The sequence below is a fragment of the Halomonas sp. DP8Y7-3 genome, from assembly GCF_019801675.1.
Classification (GTDB): domain Bacteria; phylum Pseudomonadota; class Gammaproteobacteria; order Pseudomonadales; family Halomonadaceae; genus Halomonas; species Halomonas litopenaei_A.
Window position 1 is genome coordinate 119,206 of sequence record NZ_JAHVIO010000001.1, and the last position, 23,804, is coordinate 143,009.

Annotated in this window: 17 protein-coding genes; 12 read left to right on the top strand and 5 right to left on the bottom strand. The window is 60.0% G+C overall.

Annotation, left to right across the window (positions count from 1 at the left end):
- Positions 1 to 114: 114 nt before the first annotated feature.
- The 3 genes from KUV86_RS00540 to KUV86_RS00550 form a co-directional block, all read right to left on the bottom strand.
- Positions 115 to 747: a hypothetical protein gene (locus KUV86_RS00540; protein WP_222483254.1), complete on the bottom strand. Its 633-nt coding sequence runs from the start codon at positions 745 to 747 to the stop codon at positions 115 to 117.
- Positions 737 to 5,617, bottom strand: coding sequence for an RHS repeat-associated core domain-containing protein (locus KUV86_RS00545; protein ID WP_222483255.1), 4,881 nt, complete (start codon positions 5,615 to 5,617; stop codon positions 737 to 739). The genes KUV86_RS00540 and KUV86_RS00545 overlap by 11 nt, the downstream gene beginning before the upstream one ends.
- A 108-nt stretch (positions 5,618 to 5,725) precedes the next feature.
- Entirely contained in the window at positions 5,726 to 9,094 is a 3,369-nt protein-coding gene (locus KUV86_RS00550; protein ID WP_222483256.1) for a type VI secretion system Vgr family protein, read from the bottom strand.
- Between the two features lie 604 nt (positions 9,095 to 9,698).
- On the opposite strand from KUV86_RS00550, the gene ectA reads away from it, so the two are divergent.
- The 11 genes from ectA to KUV86_RS00605 all read left to right on the top strand — a co-directional run bounded on the left by ectA (position 9,699) and on the right by KUV86_RS00605 (position 20,957).
- Positions 9,699 to 10,277 (top strand): diaminobutyrate acetyltransferase, encoded by a 579-nt coding sequence (ectA, locus tag KUV86_RS00555; RefSeq protein WP_222163818.1) that lies wholly within the window; start codon positions 9,699 to 9,701, stop codon positions 10,275 to 10,277.
- A 91-nt stretch (positions 10,278 to 10,368) separates the two neighbouring features.
- Positions 10,369 to 11,634, top strand: a complete 1,266-nt coding sequence (ectB, locus tag KUV86_RS00560) for a diaminobutyrate--2-oxoglutarate transaminase (RefSeq protein ID WP_222163817.1) — start codon at positions 10,369 to 10,371, stop codon at positions 11,632 to 11,634.
- A 136-nt stretch (positions 11,635 to 11,770) separates the two neighbouring features.
- On the top strand, positions 11,771 to 12,163 hold the full coding sequence (locus KUV86_RS00565) for an ectoine synthase (protein ID WP_206938725.1): 393 nt from the start codon (positions 11,771 to 11,773) through the stop codon (positions 12,161 to 12,163).
- A 236-nt stretch (positions 12,164 to 12,399) separates the two neighbouring features.
- On the top strand, positions 12,400 to 13,389 hold the full coding sequence (locus tag KUV86_RS00570) for a transporter (RefSeq protein ID WP_222163816.1): 990 nt from the start codon (positions 12,400 to 12,402) through the stop codon (positions 13,387 to 13,389).
- 519 nt (positions 13,390 to 13,908) lie between these two features.
- The gene (locus KUV86_RS00575) at positions 13,909 to 14,910 is read left to right on the top strand and encodes a TRAP transporter substrate-binding protein (protein WP_206938729.1); all 1,002 of its coding nucleotides are present in this window, start codon (positions 13,909 to 13,911) and stop codon (positions 14,908 to 14,910) included.
- Between the two features lie 227 nt (positions 14,911 to 15,137).
- A complete protein-coding gene (locus KUV86_RS00580) occupies positions 15,138 to 15,764 on the top strand; it encodes a TRAP transporter small permease (protein WP_315900574.1) in 627 nt (208 codons plus the stop codon).
- Positions 15,765 to 15,766: 2 nt separating this feature from the next.
- Positions 15,767 to 17,047: a TRAP transporter large permease gene (locus KUV86_RS00585; RefSeq protein ID WP_206938731.1), complete on the top strand. Its 1,281-nt coding sequence runs from the start codon at positions 15,767 to 15,769 to the stop codon at positions 17,045 to 17,047.
- Positions 17,048 to 17,088: 41 nt separating this feature from the next.
- Positions 17,089 to 18,231: a mandelate racemase/muconate lactonizing enzyme family protein gene (locus tag KUV86_RS00590; protein WP_222483257.1), complete on the top strand. Its 1,143-nt coding sequence runs from the start codon at positions 17,089 to 17,091 to the stop codon at positions 18,229 to 18,231.
- Positions 18,228 to 19,091: an amidohydrolase family protein gene (locus KUV86_RS00595; RefSeq protein ID WP_222483258.1), complete on the top strand. Its 864-nt coding sequence runs from the start codon at positions 18,228 to 18,230 to the stop codon at positions 19,089 to 19,091. The genes KUV86_RS00590 and KUV86_RS00595 overlap by 4 nt, the downstream gene beginning before the upstream one ends.
- A gap of 142 nt (positions 19,092 to 19,233) precedes the next feature.
- Positions 19,234 to 20,037, top strand: a complete 804-nt coding sequence (locus tag KUV86_RS00600) for an NAD-dependent epimerase/dehydratase family protein (protein WP_206938735.1) — start codon at positions 19,234 to 19,236, stop codon at positions 20,035 to 20,037.
- Between the two features lie 161 nt (positions 20,038 to 20,198).
- Complete coding sequence (locus tag KUV86_RS00605; RefSeq protein WP_222238456.1) at positions 20,199 to 20,957, top strand: FadR/GntR family transcriptional regulator; 759 nt, start codon at positions 20,199 to 20,201, stop codon at positions 20,955 to 20,957.
- 5 nt (positions 20,958 to 20,962) lie between these two features.
- On the opposite strand, the gene KUV86_RS00610 is transcribed toward KUV86_RS00605, so the two are convergent.
- The gene (locus tag KUV86_RS00610; protein WP_222483259.1) at positions 20,963 to 21,499 is read right to left on the bottom strand and encodes a DUF3833 domain-containing protein; all 537 of its coding nucleotides are present in this window, start codon (positions 21,497 to 21,499) and stop codon (positions 20,963 to 20,965) included.
- 321 nt (positions 21,500 to 21,820) lie between these two features.
- The gene (locus tag KUV86_RS00615) at positions 21,821 to 22,759 is read right to left on the bottom strand and encodes a LysR family transcriptional regulator (protein ID WP_222483260.1); all 939 of its coding nucleotides are present in this window, start codon (positions 22,757 to 22,759) and stop codon (positions 21,821 to 21,823) included.
- A 107-nt stretch (positions 22,760 to 22,866) separates the two neighbouring features.
- Between KUV86_RS00615 and KUV86_RS00620 the strand changes: the two genes are divergently transcribed.
- The gene (locus KUV86_RS00620) at positions 22,867 to 23,784 is read left to right on the top strand and encodes an alpha/beta hydrolase (protein ID WP_222483261.1); all 918 of its coding nucleotides are present in this window, start codon (positions 22,867 to 22,869) and stop codon (positions 23,782 to 23,784) included.
- Positions 23,785 to 23,804: the final 20 nt, after the last annotated feature.

Consider the following 23,804-nt stretch of genomic DNA (forward strand, 5'->3'; position numbering starts at 1 on the left):
CTTGTGGTATGGCCAGGCTCCGACGGGCACGCTCGTCGCTGTTATGGCGGGGGCTATCGGCCCGCTTTCATAAGGCGGGTCAATGGGGTGAATACCCCCCATCAACGATGCACATCAGACTACATTATTAAATTTCAAATGTTTTTTTAGTAAGTTGATTTTTTCTTTTCTTCCGATTACGTTCACACCCCATTCATGATCGTCGAACATACCAAAACAGTTGGCGATTAGACCATTATATTTTACGACGCTAGAATATAATGTCTGGATGCTAGGCTCCTTTTCATCCCATCCTGACACCACATCATCCACGTCTCGGTCGTCTTCAACATAAATGACACTTAGATCATAATTCAAGTGTGATAATCTATCAACAATCTGTGCAATATTACTTCTAACTAACAGTCCGCACCTAAAGGTAACTTTATTATCGCTGAAGCTGCTCCACTCTTTGGTGGTTTGGTAGCACGATACATCAATTCCGGAGCCTTTAATATTTTTCAAAATTTTCTTGTAAAGCACAATTCTACTTACAGGTTGACCACATTTATCTTTTATAAGCAACCACTGGTTTACTTTTTTTGGTAGAGCCTTCACTGATGATTCAATTGCTTTTAAAGCATATTGTTGTTCAATTTTCTTATCGCCCACTAAACTTAATTTAGAGAAACCCTCTTCACCAAAAGGATTATCTACCGTCTCAAGCTTAAATTTTTTTTTCGCTACGTTCTCGTCCCTAGTAGTCATAGTGATTTCCAGCCTCATCATTGAAGTGCGGCCCTCTATTTTGGGGGTTTCCTATCCCAAAGAAGTGCCCTTCGGAATCTTCGCGAATAAAAACTGATTTCGTGCCTCCGCCATCATTAGGCACATTGAATTCATAAATTCGCCCGGGCTGGGTGTTCTCCCGTCTGTCGAGATTCGGATGAACAGCATCAGGCTGTTTTCCTACTGGCACCCCTGACTGCCTTTTTGCTTCTCTGAATGCGCCTCTTCTACCAGCACCAGGAGGCGACAAACTTGGTGGTCTATCACCGCAATTACACCCACTCAACCCCAACGGATCTACCCAGCCCGTCGGGTTGGGTGCGTAGACGTAGAGGTTATCACCTCCCGCCAGGCCGATGGGGTCCTGGGTGGTGAAGCGGCCTATCTCTGGATCATAGTACCGATGGCGGTTGTAGTGTAGCCCGGTTTCTTCGTCGTGATACTGCCCCTGAAAGCGGAAGGGGTTGTTGGTTTGGGCTTTATTACCCTGGCCGTCGCTGGTGTGACGCAGCTTGCCCCAGGCGTGGTACTGGCCCACCCAGGCCAGCTGTCCGTCTTGGGTGGTGAGCTCCAGTGGGGTGCCAAGGTGATCGGTCTGCAGGTAGTAAAGGGTAGGCCTGCCGGGTTGGGTGTCGTGATACAGCAGGGTGTCGTCGGTGCCCGTGCGCATCGTGACTGGCACGCTCTGATAATGTCGCTCGATCTTGGCTGCGGGGATAAAGCTCTCGGGCTCGAACAGGTAGTTGGCCTGATACACCGGGGTCAGCGTGTGGTTGACCAGATCGTAGCGGCATTGGGCCACCGGCAGGACGTGGGGCCGCGCGGGGTTCTCAGAGGTGAGTTCCAGCGGCTGGCGTCCCGGCACATACCACAGGGCGGTGTCAAAAGGGGTCTGTGCTCGGCCTTCGAATCGTTCTTCGCCGATCAGCAGGTCTCCGTCCCAGGTGAACACCGTTAGTTCAATGGTCGTGTGGCCTGGGGAGTGGCCAGGCTCCGACGGGCGACGCTCGGTGCTGCGGAAGTTCTCGGCCCGCTCGACCCGCTTCCAAATACGTCGTCCCAGGCCGTCGTAGGCGTAATGGGCACGCAGTATCGGCGGGGTGTCATCGCCTGCCGCCGGGGCGCTGCGGTAGTGGCTGGCCTCGATCAGTCGGTGTTCGGCGTCGTACTGGTAGTGCCAGGTCTCGCCATTGGGCGAGATACGCCGGGTCAGGTTGCCATGTGGGTCGTAGTGGTAGTGGGTGCCTGCATAGCGCTTGAGCAGGTTGCCCATGGCCGGGGAGAGCTTGGGGCTTCCGAGATAGCCGACGCGCACGAACTCTTCGGTGCCGCCGTCCAGATGGTCACGACGACGCTCGCTCCACCAGCGGGTGGCACCGTTGGGGCTGGCGGGGTGAGACGTAGGCTGCTTGGTGGTGTCTGCAGTGTCTGCCGGGTCGATCAGATTACCTGCCGGATCAAAGGCAAATACTTCCTCCAGCCCTGGCGCACTGGCTTGACGCAGTCGGCCCAGCGGATCGTAGCCGTAGCGAGTGGTGCCACGCAGGCTGTCATCCACCTGGCTAAGCAGGCCATTGGCGCTGTAGTGCCACTGACGGGTGAGCGTGCGGCCCTGGGCGGGCTGGCCTTGAGGAGAGCGGGGCGTGCGAATCTGCTGCTCGATCAGGCGTCCGACCGGGTCATACGCCGAGTGAATCTCCTGGGCCCCCTGACGACGGCGAATATCCCGATGCAGGTCGTCACGCTCGAAGGCGATCAGTTCCTGCTGATCCAGGCTCATGGCATGCACGTGGCCGGAGCCATAGCGCAGCCAGGCCAGGGTCTGGCCGTTGGGCAGGGTGGTGGTCTCGCGGTGGCCGAGGACGTCGTAGGTATGCCGGGTGACGCTGGCATACTCCCCACCGGTCGGCAGTTGATGACGCTGCACTTCGGCGATCAGGTTGTCGGCGTGGTCGAAGTGGAAGCGGGTCTCACTGCTCGGATTGGCGGCCCGGGCCAGCCGCCCGAGCAGGTCATAGCCATACTGGGTGATGAATTCGGCCTGTTGGCTGATACGGGTCTTGCGCTCCAGCACGCGGCCCAGGTTGTCGCGCTTGAAGGTAATCACCTGGTCGCCATCGACGCGCTCGATCAGCGCGCCGCCGGCGTCGTAGCGGTACTTCAGGATGCGTCCATCGAAGCCGGTTTCTTCGATCAGCCTGCCGCCGCCGTCATAGACAAACTGCCAGCGATCCCCGTTATGGTTGGTCAGCGCGCTAAGCCTCAGCAGGCGGTCGTAGTCGTAGCGAAAGCGCTGGCCCATGGGATCGAGACGCTCGATCGGCATGCCCTTGCCATTGTAGCGATAGCGGGTGCGTTGGCCGGTCGGGTCCTGGTACTCAGTCAAGCGGCCGTCACCGTTGTAGCTGAAGTGCTCCATGGCACCATCGGGGTGCTGGGCACTGAGCACCAGGCCGGTCGGGTCGCAGGTATAGTGTGTCACATGGCCTGCGGCATCACGGCGCTGGGTCAGCAGGCCGCGATGGTCATAGGCAAAGGTGGTGGTCTTGCGCGAGCAGTCCGACGCGCTGATCAGTCGCCCATGGGCGTTCCAGGCGTAGTGGTAGGTGTTGCCGGCGGCGTCGGTCATGGCCGTCAACAGGCCACGCTGGTCGTGTTCAAAGGTGGTGATACGCCCGTTGGGGGCGGTCTCTTCCAGCGGCAGACCGCGCTCATCAAAGCGCATATGGCGTGCGCGGCCATCCGGCTCGGTGACCTTGATGGGCAGGCCATCGGCGTCATACTCGATGCGGGTGGTCAGGCCCTGGGGATCGGTGATCTCGATCAGCCGTCCGCGGTCATCGTAGCGATAGTGGCTGGTGCGGCCTTCACCGTCGATATGGCGGGTAAGGCGACCGTGTTCATCCCAGCGCCAGTGCTCGCTGCCAAGCTCCGGGTTGAAGGGGTGAGTGATCGACTCGATCTGGTTGTGATAGTTGTAGCGGTAGTAGGTGATGATGCCGTCGGCGTCGGTGACCTTGGTGTACCACAGGCCCCGGTGGTACTCGAAGCGGGTGTCTTCACTGCCGTCTTCCAGACGATTGCGGATACAGCGGGCGTCATGGGCGGAGGGCAGGGCACCGTCGGCCTTGCCCGGCCAGTCCCACTCCAGCATGACGGCCAGGCCATCGCGATGGGTGTAGCGCGTGACCAGATGATGCTGGTACTCGTACTCATGGGTATAGCCGCGGATATCCCGGCTTTCGATCAGGTCGCCGTCGTCACTGTGGGTATAGCGGACCAGGACCTCGGGTTCATGAGCTGCTGTGGTCTGACCGCCGAGGGCATCCTGCTGAGGGTAATGACGCACGACCTGGGACATCAGCCCTTGGGCGGAGTAGTTAAAGCGTAGCTCCAGCGCGGCACCATCCGTGATGCGATCGAGCCGACCCTGACGGTAGCTCAGCGTCAGGGCGCGACCATCGCGCTGACGTTGCTCCACCAGGCGGAAGTGAGCACGCTGACCGCGACCGGACTCGGCAATGTGGCGATAGCGCTCCTGGCTGCCGTCCAGATAGTGAAGCAGGTAGTGGTCGGCGTCCGAGTGCTCGATGGTCAGGTTATCGCGGGGTAGGAAACGCTGCTCTCCCACCGCCAGGGGCTCGATGGGCAGTGCGCGGTTCAGGCTGTCGATAAAGGTGAGGGTATCGCCCTCGGTTTCCAGACGCAGGTGGAAGGGCGAACTCCAGCGGGCACCCAGTTCGCTGTCATCCAGCTCATCGATGCTGGAGCGATAGTAGCGGGTCCACTCGACATCGATCAGCCCCGGCACGCTGAAATCGGTGTGCCAGAGGTTTTCGTCGCCCATCACATAGTCGATGGGGTTGTTGGTCGTCGTGCTGGGAAGTACCGCGTTGAAGTTACAGGCACAGCCGCTCGGGGTACGGCTGGGCGTCGACGCTTCATGGCTGGTCTGGACTTTTTGTGCCCCTCGGTGAGAGGTGTTTTGCTGGCCGGCAATCGCGGTGGTCTGGTGGGTGACGCCGCCGGTGCTTGTGCGTCGTTTTCGGGCAGCGCCCGCCAATTCTCTGACGAGCGGTAGTATCTGTGTTATCCCTCCATTGATAATGGACTCCGCCATACCTGCAAGGGACGCAAGGAAGCCTACAAGGCGCTGACGGTCATTGCCGAACGCCTCTAGGAGTCGGTCAAAGGCGATAAAGACAATGCGCTTGCCTTTCTCTAACAGATTCCACCACTCGGGATTCTTGTCGATGAGGCCTGCTTGTTCCGCGGCACCTACAGGGTTTTGAATGTATCGACTCAAGGTGCTGACAAGACTACGCAGCTCGCTCAGTAGCTTGGGTTTTTGTTGTTCGATCCATGGCTCAAGTTCCTCCAGGAAATCGAGTGCTGCACCCGCTGCGTAGTTAAAGAAAATATCAATGACAATCTCGATCCCGTCATTGCGGGCAAACGCCATCAAGCCTTCACGAACACCGACGCGGACAGGACGTGATGCATTTCCTGCTGCAGGGACCAGGCCTATGGCATCAATTACCAATACCGCCCATAGCAGGGCTTCGGGCTCATTCCCGTCATTGTCGTAGATGGTGGCTACATCACGGGCGACATCGCCAATGGCCATGACATTCCCGACCACGGGCAGCATATAGGCCGCCTGGATCAATACGTCCAGGACATCGATGCCGTCATCCTCTTCGAGCTCCATGACCATCACAGCATCAGGCGTTTCTCCCTGCGTGTAGGGTGCAGCGACGATGACACGGTTGTGGTTGAGTTCTTCCTTGATCTTGTCGAGCTCGTCGGAAACGCTGACGCCAAGATACCCACCGTATGCACCACTCATTATCGTATCCCTTGTTCACTTCTCCCCTTTGAGGGGGAAACGGTCCCTGTTTCGCCAGCGTCACCGTTCTAGCGCTTGGCCTACGCGTCTTTTGATCTACCGTGTCAGCTAGGTTTTTTTGCGTGCCCCCCCTGGCCAACCAGGGGAGGACAAGGGGATGTCGGTTGGCCGCGAGGCGCGATCCTGAAGCGTGTCCTGAAGTCCCCCATCGAGTAGATCATCGGGTACGCCATCCTCTTTGAGGATCTTGTTGAAGGCCTTTTCGAGGACGGCCTTCTTGGCCCGCTGTTCGAGCTGGTGCCCGGCCTTGTCGACGACCTTGCCGATAAAGTTGTCCCTCTCATGGGGTCGGAGACTATCTGGTAACACGTCCTTCAACGGGGGCAAGCCGGCCGTCACGGCTGAGGCCAGCAACGAGGGTAATGACGATGGCGAAGGACCCGGCCCGCCGGGGGAGGAAAAGCCTGCCGGGGGAGACATCGATGTGCCTTTGTTCTGGCCGGGGAACATTCCTCGTGGGCTGCCCTTAGCTGACGCGACAACTCCCGTTGACGGTACGTCGACGCGGGGTTTGGCGGGCGGCGTGCGTGGCCAGGCCTGGGGCCGCTTTTCGATATCCCTCGGGTCTTGGAAGTACTCGACCTGAACGGCTCCTGTGGGGACGCCGGTGAGGGTCGCCTTGCCAGCAGCATCAAGTACGCCCTGGCGGATCGAGCCATCAGCGAGAATGGCGCGATAGCGCGCTCCGGGTACCGGCTGGCCGTTGCCGTACAGGTGTTCAAGCTCCAGATTGGTGGGCTCGGTCACGGGCAGGTTGGCCAAGGGGTAGCTGAGACTCGCGGGCCCCGCAAACAGGTGCTGCCCGCCCTTGACGTCGATCAGCCCCGGCGCATGAATCTCGATATCGCCGCCCTTGAGGCGGATATAGCCCCCGCCGCTGGTAAGCAGAATCTCTTCTGCGGCGGCGATGTGAACGGCATCCTCGGTGGAGGTGATGGTGACCTTCTTCTCGGCGGTCAGGGCCATCTCGTCAGACTGGGCCTGGACATCGACCTTGCCCTGGGCGGCGAACAGCTTGATGCCGGCGCGCTGGACAAACAGCGAGAGTTTCTCGGACAGCGAGCCGATCAGGCTACGCCCGGCCGCTAAGTTAATGTCTTCACCGCTGGTGATGCTGAGCGACTTGCCTTGCACCAGGTGCGTCGACTGCGGCGTGCTGGCGGCGATACCGGCAGGGGAGGCCAGGTGCAGCCAGGGCGCCTTGAGGCTGCCGGCCTCACCCTGGCCGCCTTGGCTTGCACTCTGGGCGCTGCTGCCATCGAAGCGGTCTTTGTTGGTGCTGGCGGGTCGGCCATGGCGCCCCTGGGCGTCGTCGCTGGCCTTGTGCAGGTCATTGAGGCTTGCCAGCGGTTCGGCCTGATGGTCAACGGCGCTGTCACTCAGCGTATCGGCAAGCTGCCAGGCGGCTTGCAGTTCACGCCAGGCCGGTGACAGGTCGAGCTGTTCACCGCCTGCCCCCAATTGGCCCCAACTGGTCAGCAGCAGGCCCTCGTTGGCGCGTACGGCGCCATAGGCGTCGGTGCGCAGCTCAAAGCCGGTACCGCGAAAGTCGCCGCGCGTATTGCCCTGCTGGTGAATCAGATAGCCGAGGTTGAGTTGGCTCTTGGCATGTTCGGAATTGAGCCGCACTCGCTCCTGATCGGTGGCATCGTCAAACACCAGCTCGTTGTACTTGCCACCCCGGTAGGTCTTCGACTTGAGGCCGGACAGCAGGCCGTTGGAGTGCCACTCGGGTCGTTCGTCACCGTTGTAGAGGCGCCCGGTGATCAGCGGACGATCCGGGTCGCCCTCGAGGAAGTCGACGATGACCTCCTGACCGATGCGCGGCACGAACACCCCGCCCCAGCCCGCGCTGGCATTGGGTGAGGCGACGCGCAGCCAGCAGCTCGACTGGGCGTTATGGGCGCCTTCGCGGTCCCAATGAAACTGCACCTTGACCCGGTTGAGACGGTCGGTGTGGATCTCTTCCCCTTCGGGGCCCACCACGATGGCAGTTTGGGGGCCACCCACGATGGGCCGGGGGTGGTCAAGGGTCGAGCGGTAGGGCAGGAGCCGCCGCTGGGCCTCGAAGTCGACCAGAAAGTGGCCGGTCCCGGCGCGCTGATAGTCACCCTGGTGAAGACTCTGGCCATCAATCGCGTGATCCAGGCCATGGGCGCGACGGGCGTCCGTCAGCTCCTGCTGCAAACTGCCCGGCAGGGTCGAGAGGTGAGCCGACACCGGCAGGGCGTTCTCGGCGTACAGGTTCAGCGCCAGCACCAGAAACTCGCGTTCGCTGGCATCGCCTCGGTCATGCTGGTGGTGCTGGGTCAGAGTGAAATGGCCGCCGACCTGGAGCTGGCGAGCACCACCGGCACCAAAGAAGCGCTTGGCGCGGGATTCCAGCGCCTCCAGGCGATTGACGCCAAGACGCTCGCCCCGTCCATGGTCCGCATAGTAGTACTCGCCGGGAAAGTCATAGACCTCGTTGGCGGGCAGATTGCCCTGGGCACGGATGGTGTGCTGAGTGTTGCTGGTATCGCGTCGTGGGTGCTTGTAGTCGAAGGTCGCCAGGCTGACACGCGTCGGCTGCTGCACCCGCTTGCCGCCCCACTGGGTGATGGCGTCCTCGGTCTCTGTCGCTGCCTGACGATGAAAGCGAATGGTCTGGGGGGCGACGGCGGGGCAGGTCATCACATCGTCGGTGATCACCAGACGGTGGCTGACCTCGCCCGCGCCACTGGCGCTGTCGGAGGACGCGTTGGTAAAGGGGTGGTGCTCGAAATAGTAGAACAGACCTTCCTGTTCCATCAGGCGATTGACGAAGTGGTAGTCGCTCTCCCGGTACTGCACGCAATAGCTGCGGGCGGGGTAGTCCCGGCGCAGGTCGAAGCGATAGCCCCCCTTGGCGACGTCGTGGCCGTCGAACACCGCTTCGATGATCTCGACCACCGTCTTGTCCTGAAAGATGCGGCTGTCGCGGCCAAGGCTGAGCATGGCAAGCCAGGGCACCAGTTCGAGCTGGTAGTAGAAGACGCCGCCGTCTTCACCGAGCAGGGCGGCGGATTCCACCAGCCCGGAAAGCTGGCGGTAACTCCCGTCGGCCTGGCGAATCTCCAGCGTGGCGGGTTGAGCGATCAACGACTTGAGTTCGATATCTCCACGCTGGGCGATCACGTCCAGACGATAGCGATAGGGTCGCGACAGCATTTCCTCCCCGACCAGGCGATGGGGAATCAGGGCGTGGCGGGATGAGGAATGGCCGGATAGCTGAAGCTTGAGCAGCCGGTGGTCCTGGGTCAGAGGGACATCAAAGGCAGCCAACAGCTCATGCAAGCGGCGGGGGGAGGGCGGGGCATTCGTGCCAGGCTGGTCAGAAGCGTCAGAGTTATCGGAAGTGCCAGAAGGCGGCTGACCGGAGGAAGGAGGTATCCACATGTCAGTGCCCTCCCGTCTTGCCGTCATCTACGAGGACACAGCCCACCCAGTGGACATTTCCCAAGCGACATGAACGCGACAACAACGGCATGCGAGATCCTCCCTGACAGCGCACGGGGCCATAGACACGGGGCTATAAACACGGAGCCATAGACACGAGGCCCTGAATGAGAAGGATCCTAAGCATTGTGAAACCGTGACGCAGCGAGGAGCTGCGCACTTTCAGACATTGCCCATAGCGGGAGCGCGAATCCGCGAAGTTAGTGACAGGTTGTGGCGGATTTCACAGCAGTTGGCGTTGCTGAGGCGATGAGAAAAACGGAAGCTGGCCGTTCGTCAAGCGCCTTCTATACTCATTGAGGTACGTATTTCATGATCCAGGAGTGTCGATACGCACCTCAAGAACGGGGGCCTGGGCTGACATTCGAGTCGCTGGCAAGCGTTGGCGGCTACTGCCGGTACCAAGGCGCCCAACCACGGGCGCTACGGTGCTCGCATAACATTTTGTTATGATTCTGAGGCTTAAGAATAATCCAGATTTTGAAATGTCATAATCGACTGTTATAATGGCTGTCCAAATTCGCTACAGCGAAGCATAACGAACATGACTGCAAGCACTGAGCCCTTCACACCTTCCGCCGACCTCGCCAAGCCCACCGTGGCAGATGCAGTGGTCGGGCACGAAGAGGCGCCGCTGTTTATTCGCAAGTCCAATCCCGAAGACGGCTGGGGGATTTACGAGCTGGTCAAGTCGTGCCCCCCGCTGGACGTCAATTCCGCCTATGCCTATCTGCTGCTGGCGACCCAGTTCCGTGACAGCTGTGCGGTTGCCACCAACGAGGAAGGGGAAATTGTCGGCTTCGTTTCTGGCTACGTGAAAAGCAATGCCCCGGACACCTACTTCCTGTGGCAGGTAGCGGTGGGCGAGAAGGCCCGCGGAACCGGACTGGCACGGCGCTTGGTCGAGGCCATTCTGACGCGACCAGAATTTACCGAGGTGCACCACCTCGAGACCACCATCACGCCTGATAACCAGGCCTCGTGGGGATTGTTTCGACGCTTGGCAGATCGCTGGCAGGCCCCGCTTAACAGTCGCGAGTATTTCTCCACTGACCAGCTAGGTGGTGAGCACGATCCCGAAAACCTCGTGCGCATCGGTCCGTTCGATACCACACGCATCTAGCCCCATCACTTGATGGCGAGGCATTTACCGACGCTTCGCCATTCTCTCCTCATTCAGATTCACTGCTTACGAACCCGACAGGAGGTCACCAATGCAGACCCAGATCCTCGAACGCATGGAATCCGACGTTCGTACCTATTCTCGTTCCTTTCCGGTCGTCTTCACCAAGGCGCAGAATGCTCGCCTGACAGACGAGACCGGTCGCGAGTACATCGACTTTCTTGCCGGTGCAGGTACCCTCAACTACGGGCATAACAACCCGCACCTCAAGCAGGCGCTGGTCGACTACCTGGCCACCGACGGCATCATTCACGGTCTCGACTTCTGGACGGCCGCCAAGCGCGACTATCTCGAGACCCTCGAAGAGGTGATCCTCAAGCCGCGTGGTCTTGACTACAAGGTCCACCTGCCTGGTCCGACCGGCACCAATGCGGTGGAAGCGGCCATTCGTCTGGCCCGCGTGGCCAAGGGACGTCACAACATCGTGACCTTCACCAATGGCTTCCACGGCGTCACCATGGGGGCGCTTGCCACCACGGGTAATCGCAAGTTCCGTGAAGCCACCGGCGGCATCCCGACCCAGGGCGCATCCTTCCTGCCGTTTGATGGCTACATGGGCAGCGAGACAGATACGCTGGATTACTTTGAAAAGCTCCTCGGTGACAAGTCCGGCGGCCTGGACGTGCCTGCGGGCGTGATTGTGGAAACCGTTCAGGGTGAGGGCGGTATCAACGTCGCTGGGCTCGAGTGGCTCAAGCGACTCGAAAAGATTTGCCGCGACCACGATATCCTCTTGATCATTGATGATATCCAGGCGGGCTGCGGCCGCACCGGCAAGTTCTTCAGCTTCGAACACGCGGGCATCACACCGGACATCGTGACCAACTCCAAGTCGCTGTCCGCGTTCGGCCTGCCGTTTGCCCACGTCTTGATGCGTCCCGAACTCGACAAGTGGAAGCCCGGCCAGTACAACGGTACCTTCCGTGGCTTCAACCTGGCCTTCGTGACCGCTGCAGCGGCCATGCGCAAGTACTGGAGCGACGATACCTTCGAGCGTGATGTCCAGCGCAAGGCACGCATCGTCGAGGAACGCTTCCAGAAGATTGCCGCCTGGCTGAATGACAAGGGTTACACCGCGTCGGAGCGCGGCCGCGGACTGATGCGTGGTATCGACGTTCAAAACGGTGAGGTGGCTGACAAGATTACCGCCAAGGCCTTTGAAAACGGCCTGGTCATCGAGACCAGTGGCCAAGATGGTGAAGTGGTGAAGTGCCTCTGCCCGCTGACCATCACCGATGAAGACTTGCTCGAAGGCCTCGATATCCTCGAGCGCAGTACTCACGAAGCGCTTAGCTGAGATCCTCAGGACCGGCTAATCCTGGCTTAGCCCTGAGATAGCCACGGCCTGATAAGATCGAGGGTCATGGTGGCACCAACGTCCCGAGGGATGGTGCACCATGGCCCGTCGAAACCCCCTGACAATGGAGTGTTCAATGATCGTTCGTAACTTGGAAGAAGCACGTCAAACCGATCGCCTGGTCAAGGCAGAAAACGGTAACTGGGACAGCACCCGACTGATGCTCGCCGATGATGGCGGTCAGTGCTCGTTCCATATCACGCGTATCTTCGAAGGCACCGAGACTCACATCCATTACAAGCATCACTTCGAGGCGGTCTACTGCATCGAGGGTGAAGGTGAGGTCGAGACTCTGGCCGACGGCAAGATCTGGCCGATCAAGCCAGGTGATATCTATATCCTGGACCAGCATGACGAGCACCTGCTGCGGGCCAGCAAGACCATGCACCTGGCCTGTGTCTTCACACCGGGACTGACCGGCAAGGAAGTGCATCGCGAGGATGGCTCCTACGCTCCGGCCGATGACTGAACGGTGTGATGGCAATAACAGCCAAGCACAACAGCGGCGCCCCTGGTGGGCGCCGCTGTCGTTTTGACATCCCGACGTAGGCCGATTGAAACAAGACGCCGTCACTGACGTCGCTGCCAATTCGGCCACGACGTCTCGTTGGATCCGTCGCTACGTCAGGCAATTTGCAAATTGTGCCAAAAAGTTGGGCAGCCCCCCTATACTTTGCTTCACACCATCTGATGGAAGCGCTGACCATGCCTGCCCGTTGTCTTGCTGCCGACTACCGCTACCCCCGCCTGGAAGGACGCCCGTCCCGTCCTTGGCTATCGGTGTTCGCAGCCCCGTTGCTCCTTTCGATCGCGGCCTCCGCCCACGCCTCAGAGGGCGCAAGCAGTATCTATGTTCCCGGGGCCTATAACGATTTTGCTGCCGGGCTTGCACCGCCGCCCGGCGTCTACGCGCGCAATGATCTGGTGCGTTACGAAGGGGAGATCGGTGCCAGACCTTTGGGCGGTAGACTGGATGCGGGCCTTGAGCAGACCCTGTGGTTCAACCTGCTGAAGCTTACCTGGGTCACAGACGTGGAATGGCTGGGGGCTACCTACATTGCTGGCATCAACATTCCCTATGTGTTTGATGTCAGCGTAGATCTCAACGCCGAATTTGCCGGGCAAGAGCGCTTCAGCACGGGCAGCAATGATGGCTTCGGTGACCCGTACCTGGTGCCCATTGCGTTGAATTGGGCCAACGGCGCGCATCACACCACCGCAGCGGTGGGAGTGAATATTCCGGTGGGACGCTACGACGAAGATGATCGCATCAATCTGGGGCGCCACTACTGGGCCATCGACCCGACAATCACCTATAGCTGGCTACCGGCAAGCGGCTGGGACCTGTCACTGACGGCTGGCATCCTGTTCAACTTCGAGAACGATGCCACCGATTATACGACCGGGGACGAATTTCACCTGGATGTGTTGGCCGCCAAATATGTGACGCCGGGTTTCGGCCTTGGCGTAGCCGGTTATGTCTACGAGCAGCTGGAGTCGGACTCCGGGCCGGTGCCCGACCGTCTGGATGATGGCTTCCGCAGCAGCGGAGCAGGGGTGGGGCCGGCCTTCATGAAGAGTGTCTCCCTCGGGCAGACACCGGTCACGCTGATCGGCAAGTGGCTTCACGACGTGTCCTCGGAAAACCGCTTTGACGGCGATACCGTCTCCTTGTCCGCCGCCTGGGCCTTCTAGGGCCCTTGTGCAGGGCTGGAAGGCCGCTTGAGACACGCTGCGGTCCAGAAACTGTTGCACTTGCCAATGGTGGTAGCCGCGTCACTTACCGAGCACCACATGACACCAGGGCGCTCCTGCCTGCGAGCGCCAGGCTCAGGTCAGGCCGTGCCCATATCGGCTCTGGAATTGCAGATTTACAACTATTGACACCTTGCGTGTTTCCGCTGCCCAGCAAAGGTCACTGGTGGTGTTTGGCATCGGCGTGATGCAGCTTGAACTCGCGCCGCTTCCGTATCTCGCCGAGATAACACTCGCGCTCATATGTCCCGTTGCTGGCTCACAGTAAGACCTTGCACTTTAGTCAAAAGATGTTATTTGCGACTTGCGATCTGGATGCTCAAGACACTACTTTGTCATACATAATATAACAAGATCAGGTGTGAGCCTGGCGCCAGACGGGGGAGCCGCAGGGTAGGGGCATTCCTCCGGGCGCCAGAGATGACAACAACAGCAATAACGTCGATACGAGGTCTCGCCATGTCTTCTGCACGTCATGCCACCAACGCCGCCATTCTTGCTGCCGTTACTGCCAGCGTGGGACTTGTTGCTACCCCCGCCATGGCGGAACAGTGGCGGGGATGGAACATTCACCCACCGGAGTATCCCAATAGTATTGCGCTCGAGACCTTTGCCAAGCAGGTCGATGACAAGACCGACGGCAGGATCACCCCCAAGGTCTACCACAATGCCGTATTGGGAGATCAGCCCGACGCCATAGAGCAGACGCGCAATGGAGCGCTGGACTTCGGCAATTTCAACATGGGACCGATGGGGCCCATGGTGCCTGCGGCCAATGTGCTGTCACTGCCGTTCATCTTTGAAAGCGAAGAGGCCATGTATGAGCTGATGGACGGCGAGATCGGTGACCGCTTCGCTGCTGCCATGGAAGAACAAGGCTTGATCGCTATTGGCTGGTTTGGCGCCGGATCACGCAGCCTCTACAACACCGATCATCCGGTGCAGACCCCTGATGATGTCAAGGGCATGAAGGTGCGGGTGATGAACAACGACCTGTACGTGGAGATGATCGACGCTCTTGGCGGTAATGCCACGCCGATGGCCTACGGGGAGGTCTATCAGTCGCTGACCACGGGTGTAATCGATGGTGCGGAAAACAATTTCCCCTCCTATGAGTCCAGCGGTCATTACGAGGTAGCCCGCTATTACTCACTGACCAATCACCTGGTGATTCCAGAGTGCCTGTGCGTGGCCAGAAGTAGCTGGGAGCAGCTCTCGGCCGACGATCAGGCGGCCATCAGGGAGGCAGCGGCGATCGCCACCAGCGAGCAACGGGAGCTGTGGGCCCAGCGCACCGAGGCCAGCCGTCAAAAGGCGCTTGATGCCGGCGTCGAAATCAATGAAGTGCCCGACAAGACGGCCTTCCAGACGCTGATGGAACCGGTCTATGACGGCTTCCTGAGCGATAACCCCGACCTTGCATCTCTGGTCGATGACATTCGCGCGGCGCAGGCCGACTAACCTCACGGACGCGCTGACATCGTCAGCCCAAGGAAGCACTGACGACATCAGCCGAGCGCAATGACACGCAAGGCTCCGGAAGCGAAGAACTCGGAGCCCATGCGGCATAGGCGAGGTGTTCGAGCACCGCGCAACGCAACAACTCATGCGCTCAGGCGATGATGCCGTGTTTCCTCTGCGATCAGGCTAGGCCGGCCCCTGCATGGGGCCGGCAGGGAGGTATCTGTGTGAAAGCACCCCATCAATCGTCTTCGGCGGAGCCAGTACCCAGCGCCTCGGAAGGGTCAACGTCGACGCGCCGCGGGGCCTTTCCTCCGGCGTCGCCTGAATCCCGCTCCATTCGCTATCAGCGGCAGCCGCCGGATACGCTGGACCGGCTGCTGGATAGCCTGGCCCACGGCTGCATCATGGTGGCAGGGGTCTTGCTGGTGTTTTTGATCATCACCTTCGGCTGGTTGGTGTTTGGTCGCTACATCCTCAATGACACGCCCACCTGGGTGGAGCAATCCGCCTTGCTGTGCGTGGTGTACATCACGTGCCTTGGCACCGCAGCGGGGGTTCGCCACAACGCTCATCTGTCCATCGATCTGCTCAGGGATGCCATGCCCGGACCGATAAAGACCCTGATGCACCATCTTGCTGACCTGTTTGTGCTGGCCTTTGGCGGTTTCATGGCGTGGCAGGGCTGGCTGTTGATGATGACCAACCTGGCCCGGCCGATTCCCATGCTCGGGCTTTCTGAAAGTTGGCGTGCGGCCCCCTTGGTGATCTGCGGCGTGCTGATGTCGCTATTCGCCCTGGTCAACATTGTCCGGCGTCTCGCTGGCCACCCGACATCCACACAGGAGACCTGAACATGGGACTGGCGATCGTCTTTGGGCTGTTCGCACTCGGGCTTGCGGTGGGTGCTCCCGTTGCCTTTGCGGTTGGGTTAGCTGCTGTAGGCGGCTTCCTCTACGAGGGCCTGCCACTGTTTGTCGCGTTCCAGCGGATTCTCTCTGGTATCTCGGTATTTTCCCTGCTGGCGATTCCGTTCTTTATTTTCGCCGGCGAACTGATGCTGCATGGGGGAATTTCCCAGCGTCTGGTCAGGCTCGCCTCCGCTGCGGTGGGCCGTGTGCGAGGCGGACTGGGGGTGGTTAACGTCACCTCATCGATGCTGTTCGGTGGCATTTCAGGGTCTGCGGTGGCCGACACCTCGGCGCTGGGCTCCATTCTGATACCGGTCATGAAGGAAAAGGGCTATGACGCAGACTATGCGGTCAATGTCACCGTCACCTCGTCGGTGGCCGGCGTCGTCATCCCCCCCAGTCACAACATGATTCTGTATGCCGTGGCAGCCGGTGGCGGTCTTTCCATCACCCAGCTGTTCATGGCGGGCATCGTGCCGGGCATCGTGATGTGCGCGCTACTGGCCTTGGCTGCCTATCTGGTCGCGGTGAAACGAGGGTATCAGGGCGAGCCTTTCCCCGGCTGGCAGGCGCTGGTGGTCAGCCTTGCGGCGGCACTGCCAGGACTTCTGACGGCGGTGATCATCGTCGGCGGCGTACTCTCCGGGGTGCTGACGGTGACCGAGTCCGGTGCCTTCGGTGCGATCTACGCCATCGTCATCACCGCACTGGTCTATCGCGAGCTCAACTGGGCCTCGTTTAAGCAGGCTGTCTACCAGTCGGTGCGAACCACCGCGCTGGTGATGATTCTGGTGGGCTGCGCGTCCGCATTTTCCTATCTGCTCGCACTGTACAGCGTACCGGAGCTGCTCACCGAGGCGCTGCTGGGCATCAGTGACAATCCCATCGCCATTCTGCTGATGCTCAACCTGATCCTGCTGGCTCTGGGCATGATCATGGACATGGCCGCATTGATTTTGATCTGTACACCGATTTTTCTGCCCATCGCCACTCAGTTCGGCATGGATCCGATCCAGTTCGGCATCATGATGATGATGAACCTTGGCCTCGGCCTGTGCACGCCACCGGTAGGCGCCTGTCTATTCGTCGGCAGTGTGGTGGGCAAGATCAAGATCGAGCAGACCGTACGTACCATCTGGCCGTTCTATCTGGCGTTGTTTGCTGCGCTGATGCTGGTGACCTATGTACCGGCACTGTCCATGGCGCTACCCAACTGGCTGCAATGAACGCCCCTAGACCCACTGCCGAAGACGTCGGAGCATCACCCATGAAGATAGCCAAGGTACAGACCCATCTGCTGGATCACCCCCTTGACCAGGCCTTCGAAAGTGCCTCTATGCGCTTCGAACGCCGCCAGCACTGCCTGGTCGAGATCACCTGTGATGATGGCACCGTGGGGTGGGGCGAATGCCTGGGACCGGCCCAGGCCAACGCGGGGGTGGTGGCCACCTATGCTTCGTCCCTCATCGGCACCAACCCCCTCGAGCATGAAAAGCGCTGGCTCGAGCTGTACAACCGGTTGCGCGATCAAGGCCAGCGTGGACTGACCATGACGGCGCTCAGCGGCATCGACATCGCCTTGTGGGATATCAAGGGCAAGCACTATGGAGCCAGCATTGCCGAGTTGCTGGGAGGCCGCTTCAGAGAGCGTGTAGAGGCCTACGCCACTGGATCCTTTCGCCGTGACGGCGTCGATCGCGTCAGCGATATCGCGGCAGAGGTCGCCGGCTATGCGGCGGAAGGCTTTAACGGGGTCAAGATCAAGATTGGCTTCAACGTCGAAGAGGACCTGCGGGTCATCGCTGCGGTGCGGGAAGCCATCGGTCCTCGCCGTCGCCTGATGATCGACGCCAACCACGGTTACGATCTGCTCGAAGCACTTGAAGTGGGACGTCAGGCGGCGACCTTCGGGGTGGACTGGTTCGAGGAGCCGGTACTGCCGGAGCAGATAGCGACCTATCGCGCGGTGCGTGAAGGTCAGCCGCTGCCGGTGGCAAGTGGTGAAAACTGGCACGGCCGCTATGCCATGCAAGAGCCGCTCGCCAGTCGGGCCATCGACATCTGCCAGCCGGATATTTGTGGGGTAGGGGGCTTCACCGAAATGCGCCGGGTGGTGGACATGGCCGCGCTGCACGGCGTGCGGCTGATTCCCCATGTGTGGGGTACTGCAGTGTGTATTGCCGCCAGCCTTCAGGCCATGGCCGCGCTGCCACCCAACCCGCCGAGACGGGAGCCTATCGAGCCCATCATGGAGTTTGACCGTACCCACAACCCCTTTCGGCAAGCCGTGGTGCTTAAGCCCTTGGAGCATGATGCCGGCTGGGTATCGATTCCCGATGGTCCTGGGCTTGGCATCGACATCGATCGCGACGCCCTGACACGTTTCGCCCTCAAGGAGACAAACCTGTGATTCCGGCCAACACCCGTCCACTCGAGGGACGCCACCCTCGGCTGGTAGCCCCGGCAGGTGCTACCGACTGCCACGTGCACCTATATCTCGAGGGCTTTGAAGGTCAGCCAGGCGGACCGCCGATCAAGGAACTGGCGACGGTCGACGACTTGCGCCGCTATCAACGCTGGATGGGACTGGACCGTGTGGTCGTCACCCAGTCCAACGCTTACCAGTTCGACAATGGCGCCTTGCTGAGCTCCCTCGACCAGCTCGGCCTTGATAGCGCCCGCGGTGTGGCCGTGGTGGCCCCCGATACCTCGATGAGCACCCTGGAGCAGTGGCACGCGCGAGGCATCCGTGGTGCCAGGATCATGAACTTGCCCGGTGGCGCCGTGCCGATCGCTCAACTCAAGCAGATCGAGCCGCTGATCCGTCCACTAGGTTGGCACTTGATGGTGCAATTCAATGGCCGAGAGCTGGACCAGCACTTGCCAACCTTACAAGGCATCGACTGCCCGTACATCATTGACCATATCGGCAAGTTCATGGATCCAGTTCCCGCTGATGACCGCCGCGTAGACGCAATTCTGCGATTGCTGGATCGGGGCAATGCCTGGTTCAAGATCTGCGCCGGCTACGAATCAAGCGTGACCGGAGGACCCCACTACGAGGACGTGGGCGCGATTGCTCGAAGGGTGATCGCCCACGCGCCAGAGCGAATCCTGTGGGGCAGCAACTGGCCACATGTCGGCGTGCCACGGGAGCAATACCCGGACGACCCTGACCAGCTGGATATTCTGTTGAGCTGGGCAACACAAGCGCAACGTCAGAAGATCCTGGTCGATAACCCGGCCACGCTGTATGGGTTTGCCAGCTGAATAGCTTGAGAACAGGCTTGTCGGCAGAGTAACGGTGGATGGACCGGGCCGTTAATGGGCATGAGCATCAGCACGCTCAGCCTGGCCGGGATAGAGATAGCAGTCGAGAGATTCAACGGGCGTACAGATCAAGGAGACTGACATGCTGAATCGACTACTGGTAACCGGCGCAGCGGGTGGTCTGGGCCAGGCCCTGCGACCGCACCTGGGCCGTCTTGCTCGCCACGTTCGGCTGTCCGACGTGGCGGAACTACCAGGCGGGTCAACGGCAGATAACGAGGAAGTCGTGCGGGCAGACCTCGCTGATGGTGCTGCGGTCATGCGCCTGGTCGACGGCTGCGACGGCATTCTTCACCTCGGTGGCGTTTCGGTAGAGCGCTCCTGGCAGGAGATTCTGCCCGCCAACATCATGGGCACCTATCATCTCTACGAGGCGGCTCGGCAGCAGCAGTGCTCGCGCATTGTCTTCGCCAGCTCCAATCATGCCATCGGCTTCTATCCACGCACCGAACGTCTGGATGCCCGGGTTCCGCACAAACCGGACTCTTTGTATGGGGTGTCAAAGTGCTTCGGCGAGGACCTGGCCAGTCTGTATTTTGACAAATTCGGGGTGGAAACCCTCGCCGTGCGGATCGGCTCCTGCTTTCCAGAACCGGCCGACACTCGAATGCTGGCGACCTGGATGAGCGTCGACGACTTCGTGGCATTATTGGAGCGCGCCTTCGTTGCACCCAAGCTCGGTTATACCGTGGTGTATGGCGCATCCAACAACGCCGAGCAATGGTGGGACAACCGCGAGGCGGGATTCTTGGGCTGGGTACCCAAGGACAGCTCGGAGCCCTGGAGAGCCCAGACGGAGGCAAGGGAAGGGCGCCTGGACCCGAACGACCCAGCCGTGCGCTTTCAGGGCGGCAAATTTACCGCCCAGGGCCACCCGGATGATTGAACCAATGGGCACAGCGGCGCATCGCCAAGGCGGGCGACCCTGTACCAAATAACGAGGAATGTCGGCGGTGATCGCCTAAAAGACCCGCCGTCAACACCCTGTTACAATGACGCTTTGCGGAAAGACGTGCGTCCTGCATGCGCACTGAAGAGGAATCGACCATGGCAGCCAAGCCTGTACCCCGAACGGAACCGGTACCGCTCAACGTCAAGAAGCTGACCCGTGAGGGCAGCCTTTCCATGAATGTGGCCGACCAACTGGAGGGGTTGATCACCGCTGGCACCATCTCTGTAGGGGAAAAACTGCCCACGGAGAGCGGTCTGTGCGACTCCTTTGGTGTCAGCCGCACGGTGATCCGTGAAGCGGTGGCCCATCTGAAGTCCCTGGGCCTGGTCGAGGCCAGGCGTGGTGTTGGCACCACCGTTATTCGCCAGGCGCCCGCAGAAGCCATGCCAGCGAAGCGCATCAGGCCGACCACCGTAGAAGATATCCTGCACGTGCTTGAGCTGCGCTTGAACCTTGAACCTGCGGCGGCGGCATTGGCCGCCGAGCGCCATGAGCTGGCGGATGTCGATCGGCTTAAAGAATCTCACCAAGCCTTCGTCAAGGCGCGCCAACAGCGCAGTCAGGCACGCAACGAGGATTTCGACTTTCACCATGCCATCGCTCAGGCAACGCACAACCCGTTTTTCCCCCAGGCGCTGGAACAGCTGGATCTGAGCGCCATTCCGCGCTCAAAACTCGCGTCCAGCGAAGTCAATGCCGAATCCAGCGTGACCTATCTAAAGCGCGTGGAGGCGGAGCATCAGGACGTGCTTGACGCGATTCTGTCACGCCAGCCCGATGCTGCCAGAGCCGCCATGGCACGACATCTGGAGCGCGCCCGCGAGACCTACCAGCAGTTCAAGGAAAAAAAGTAGGAGGGTCAGGGAGTACGCTCGAACACCAGGGTGACTTCACCGAGCGTCACACCGAACTTTGACATGGTGGTGCGATTGATCAGTCGACCGTCTGGCTGCAGGTACATCCAGTCATCCATGGTGAAGGTGATGTCCCGCTCGCCGACACGAACCTCGAGTGGGTAGCGCATGTGGAAGGCGTGACCCGCCTGACTTGCCATGACAACGCCCTCGACGTCGCTGGCACGGCCTTGCCAGCGTCCACCGTCACCTCGCTCGAAGGTCCACACCCGACGGTCGGTTTCACCGTCCGCGTAGGTGAATCGCTCATCCAGGGTCAGGGTATCGCCGTCGACGCGACCTTCAATGTCGACGGTGAAGCGTCGCTGCACCTCGCCGCCGTAGTCTTGGACCATGCCCCAGGCTCGCGTCTGGCCGTCGAAGTACTCGGCGATATCGAGCCGCGGCGTCGTTCCAGCGTAGCGTGCGACGTCGACATTGGCGCAACTCACCAATATCAGAAGCACGGCCAGCCCGGGGACCCATCGGATTTTACTGTACATTGCAAAGATCCTTGTAGAGGTGTCGTACAGCAAATATAGGGAATAACGGGTGGGACCGCCATCAGTGAGCCATGTACCATAGCAGTTCGCATAATCTATATTATGTTAAATAAGCAGTGTAAAGGGAGATGTGCAAAGCATCGACCTGGATAGCCCTGACCCGAAAACGCTTGATCCAGAGATACCAGGACTGGTGGCATACCTTGAGCTCAGGCATCGCCTTTAAGCCAGCGAATGGCCTGCAAATGGCGACACAGCACTGAGCCCTACCCTGGCCCGTCCTTCATCAGGAATCAATGCCAAGAGATTCTTTGCACGCGATCACTTCCGCTCGAAGCTCGATCGCTGGTCTACCAGGAAATCAATCAGTGCTCGGATCTTGGCAGGCATGTGCGCTCGCGATGGCACGTACAGATAGAACCCGGAAAAAGGCTGACACCACGGCTGCAGTACCCGAACCAAGGTTCCGTCCGACAGCTGCTGACGGACGCACAGATCCAGGTGCTTCACCAAGCCGACCCCTCTAACTGCAGCATTCAACATGCTGTCGTCATCATTGAAGATCACGTTTCCTTTGGGTTCAAACACCAGGCTTCGCCCGTCTGGCTCTGGTGAGGTAAAGCCCCAACGATCGATCGCACCGCTTGACGCGAATCGATAACCCAGACAGTTGTGCTGGACGAGATCGGCTGGCGTCGTCGGGATACCATGCCGCTTGATGTACTCGGGAGAGGCAACGATGGCCATCTCGATCGGCGGCGTCACCGGCACAGCCACCATATGCTCATCCAAGCTCTCCCCGAGACGCAATCCGGCATCCATCCCTTCGGAGACGATGTTGGAAAAGCCATCGTTCATGACGAGCTCCAGGCGCAACTTTGGGTAGCGAGCGAGAAATTCGTCCATTCGAGGTTCCAGCAACAGTCGGGACGCGACCCGGGATGTATTGATCCGGATGACCCCCGACGGCTCCGCCTGGGCCTCGCCCACTTCTGAGACGGCCCGCTCAATGGACCCCAGAGCTGGCTTCAGCGAGTCATAAAGTCGCTGCCCTTCTTCAGTCAATGACATGTTCCGAGTGGTTCGATTCAACAGGCGAACGTTCAGCTGCTGCTCCAGAGTCTTGAGCTGCTGGGACAGCGCGGCACGCGACACTTCCATCTCGGTGGCGGCCTTGGTGAAGCTGCGATGGCGGGCAATGTGGAAGAACCACACCAGTCCCGGGTATTGCGTGGGATCCAAGGGCATATTGGTAACCATGACTTAACAGTCATGTCATTATAGAGCCGTTTATCAAAAACAGTAGAGCTCCTAATCTTGTCGGTATTGAGCGGTACACACCTGATGATCCCGATAGGAGCCTCACCATGAAAAACGTCAGCATCCCGACCCTCAACGGCCAAGGCATCACTCTCGCTGCTAACACTTACTACCCCGCCGACTTTGATGAGGGCAAGACCTATGCAGCCGTAGTGGTCTCGCACCCTGGTGGCGGCGTAAAGGAGCAGACCGCCGGCCTGTATGCCCGCAAGCTGGCCGAAAATGGCCTCATCACCATTGCCTTCGACCGCTCCTACCAGGGAGAAAGCACCGGTGAGCCACGCCAGTTGGAAAATCCCTATATCAGCACCGAAGACGTGAGCGCCGTGATTGACTACCTGACCACACTGCCCTATGTGGATCAGGACAAGATCGGCGCTATGGGCATCTGCGCCGGCGCGGGCTACAGCGCCAACGCCGCCATCAACGACCGCCGTATCAAAGCGCTGGGAATGGTCAGCGCCGTGAACATCGGCCAGATGTTCCGTAACGGCTGGGAAAATACCGTCGAGGATGCCGACGCTGTAAGCCTGCTGGAATTCGGCTCCAACGCGCGCAGCAGCGACGCGAGCGCGAACGAATACGCCACCATCCCGCTAGCCCCGATGAAGGAAGAAGACGCGCCCAACGCCGAGCTGCGCGAAGCCTGGGAGTATTACCACACCCCGCGCAGCGAGCATCCGAACGCCCCCGGCTTCGCGCTGACCCGCAACCTCAACCAGATCATCACCTACGACGCCTACCACAAGGCCGAGGCTTTCCTGACCCAGCCGATCCTGGCCGTGGCTGGCAGTGTAGCCGGCAGCAAGTGGATGAGCGACGACCTGCTGGTACGTGCCGCCAGCCAGGACAAGCAGATGCACGTCGTCGAGGGTGCCAATCACATGTCGCTGTACGACGTACCCCGGTACGTAGATGAGGCCGTGTCGCAACTGGCCCCGTTCTTCACGGCCAGGCTGAAGTAAATCCATGCCTCTGAACCGGA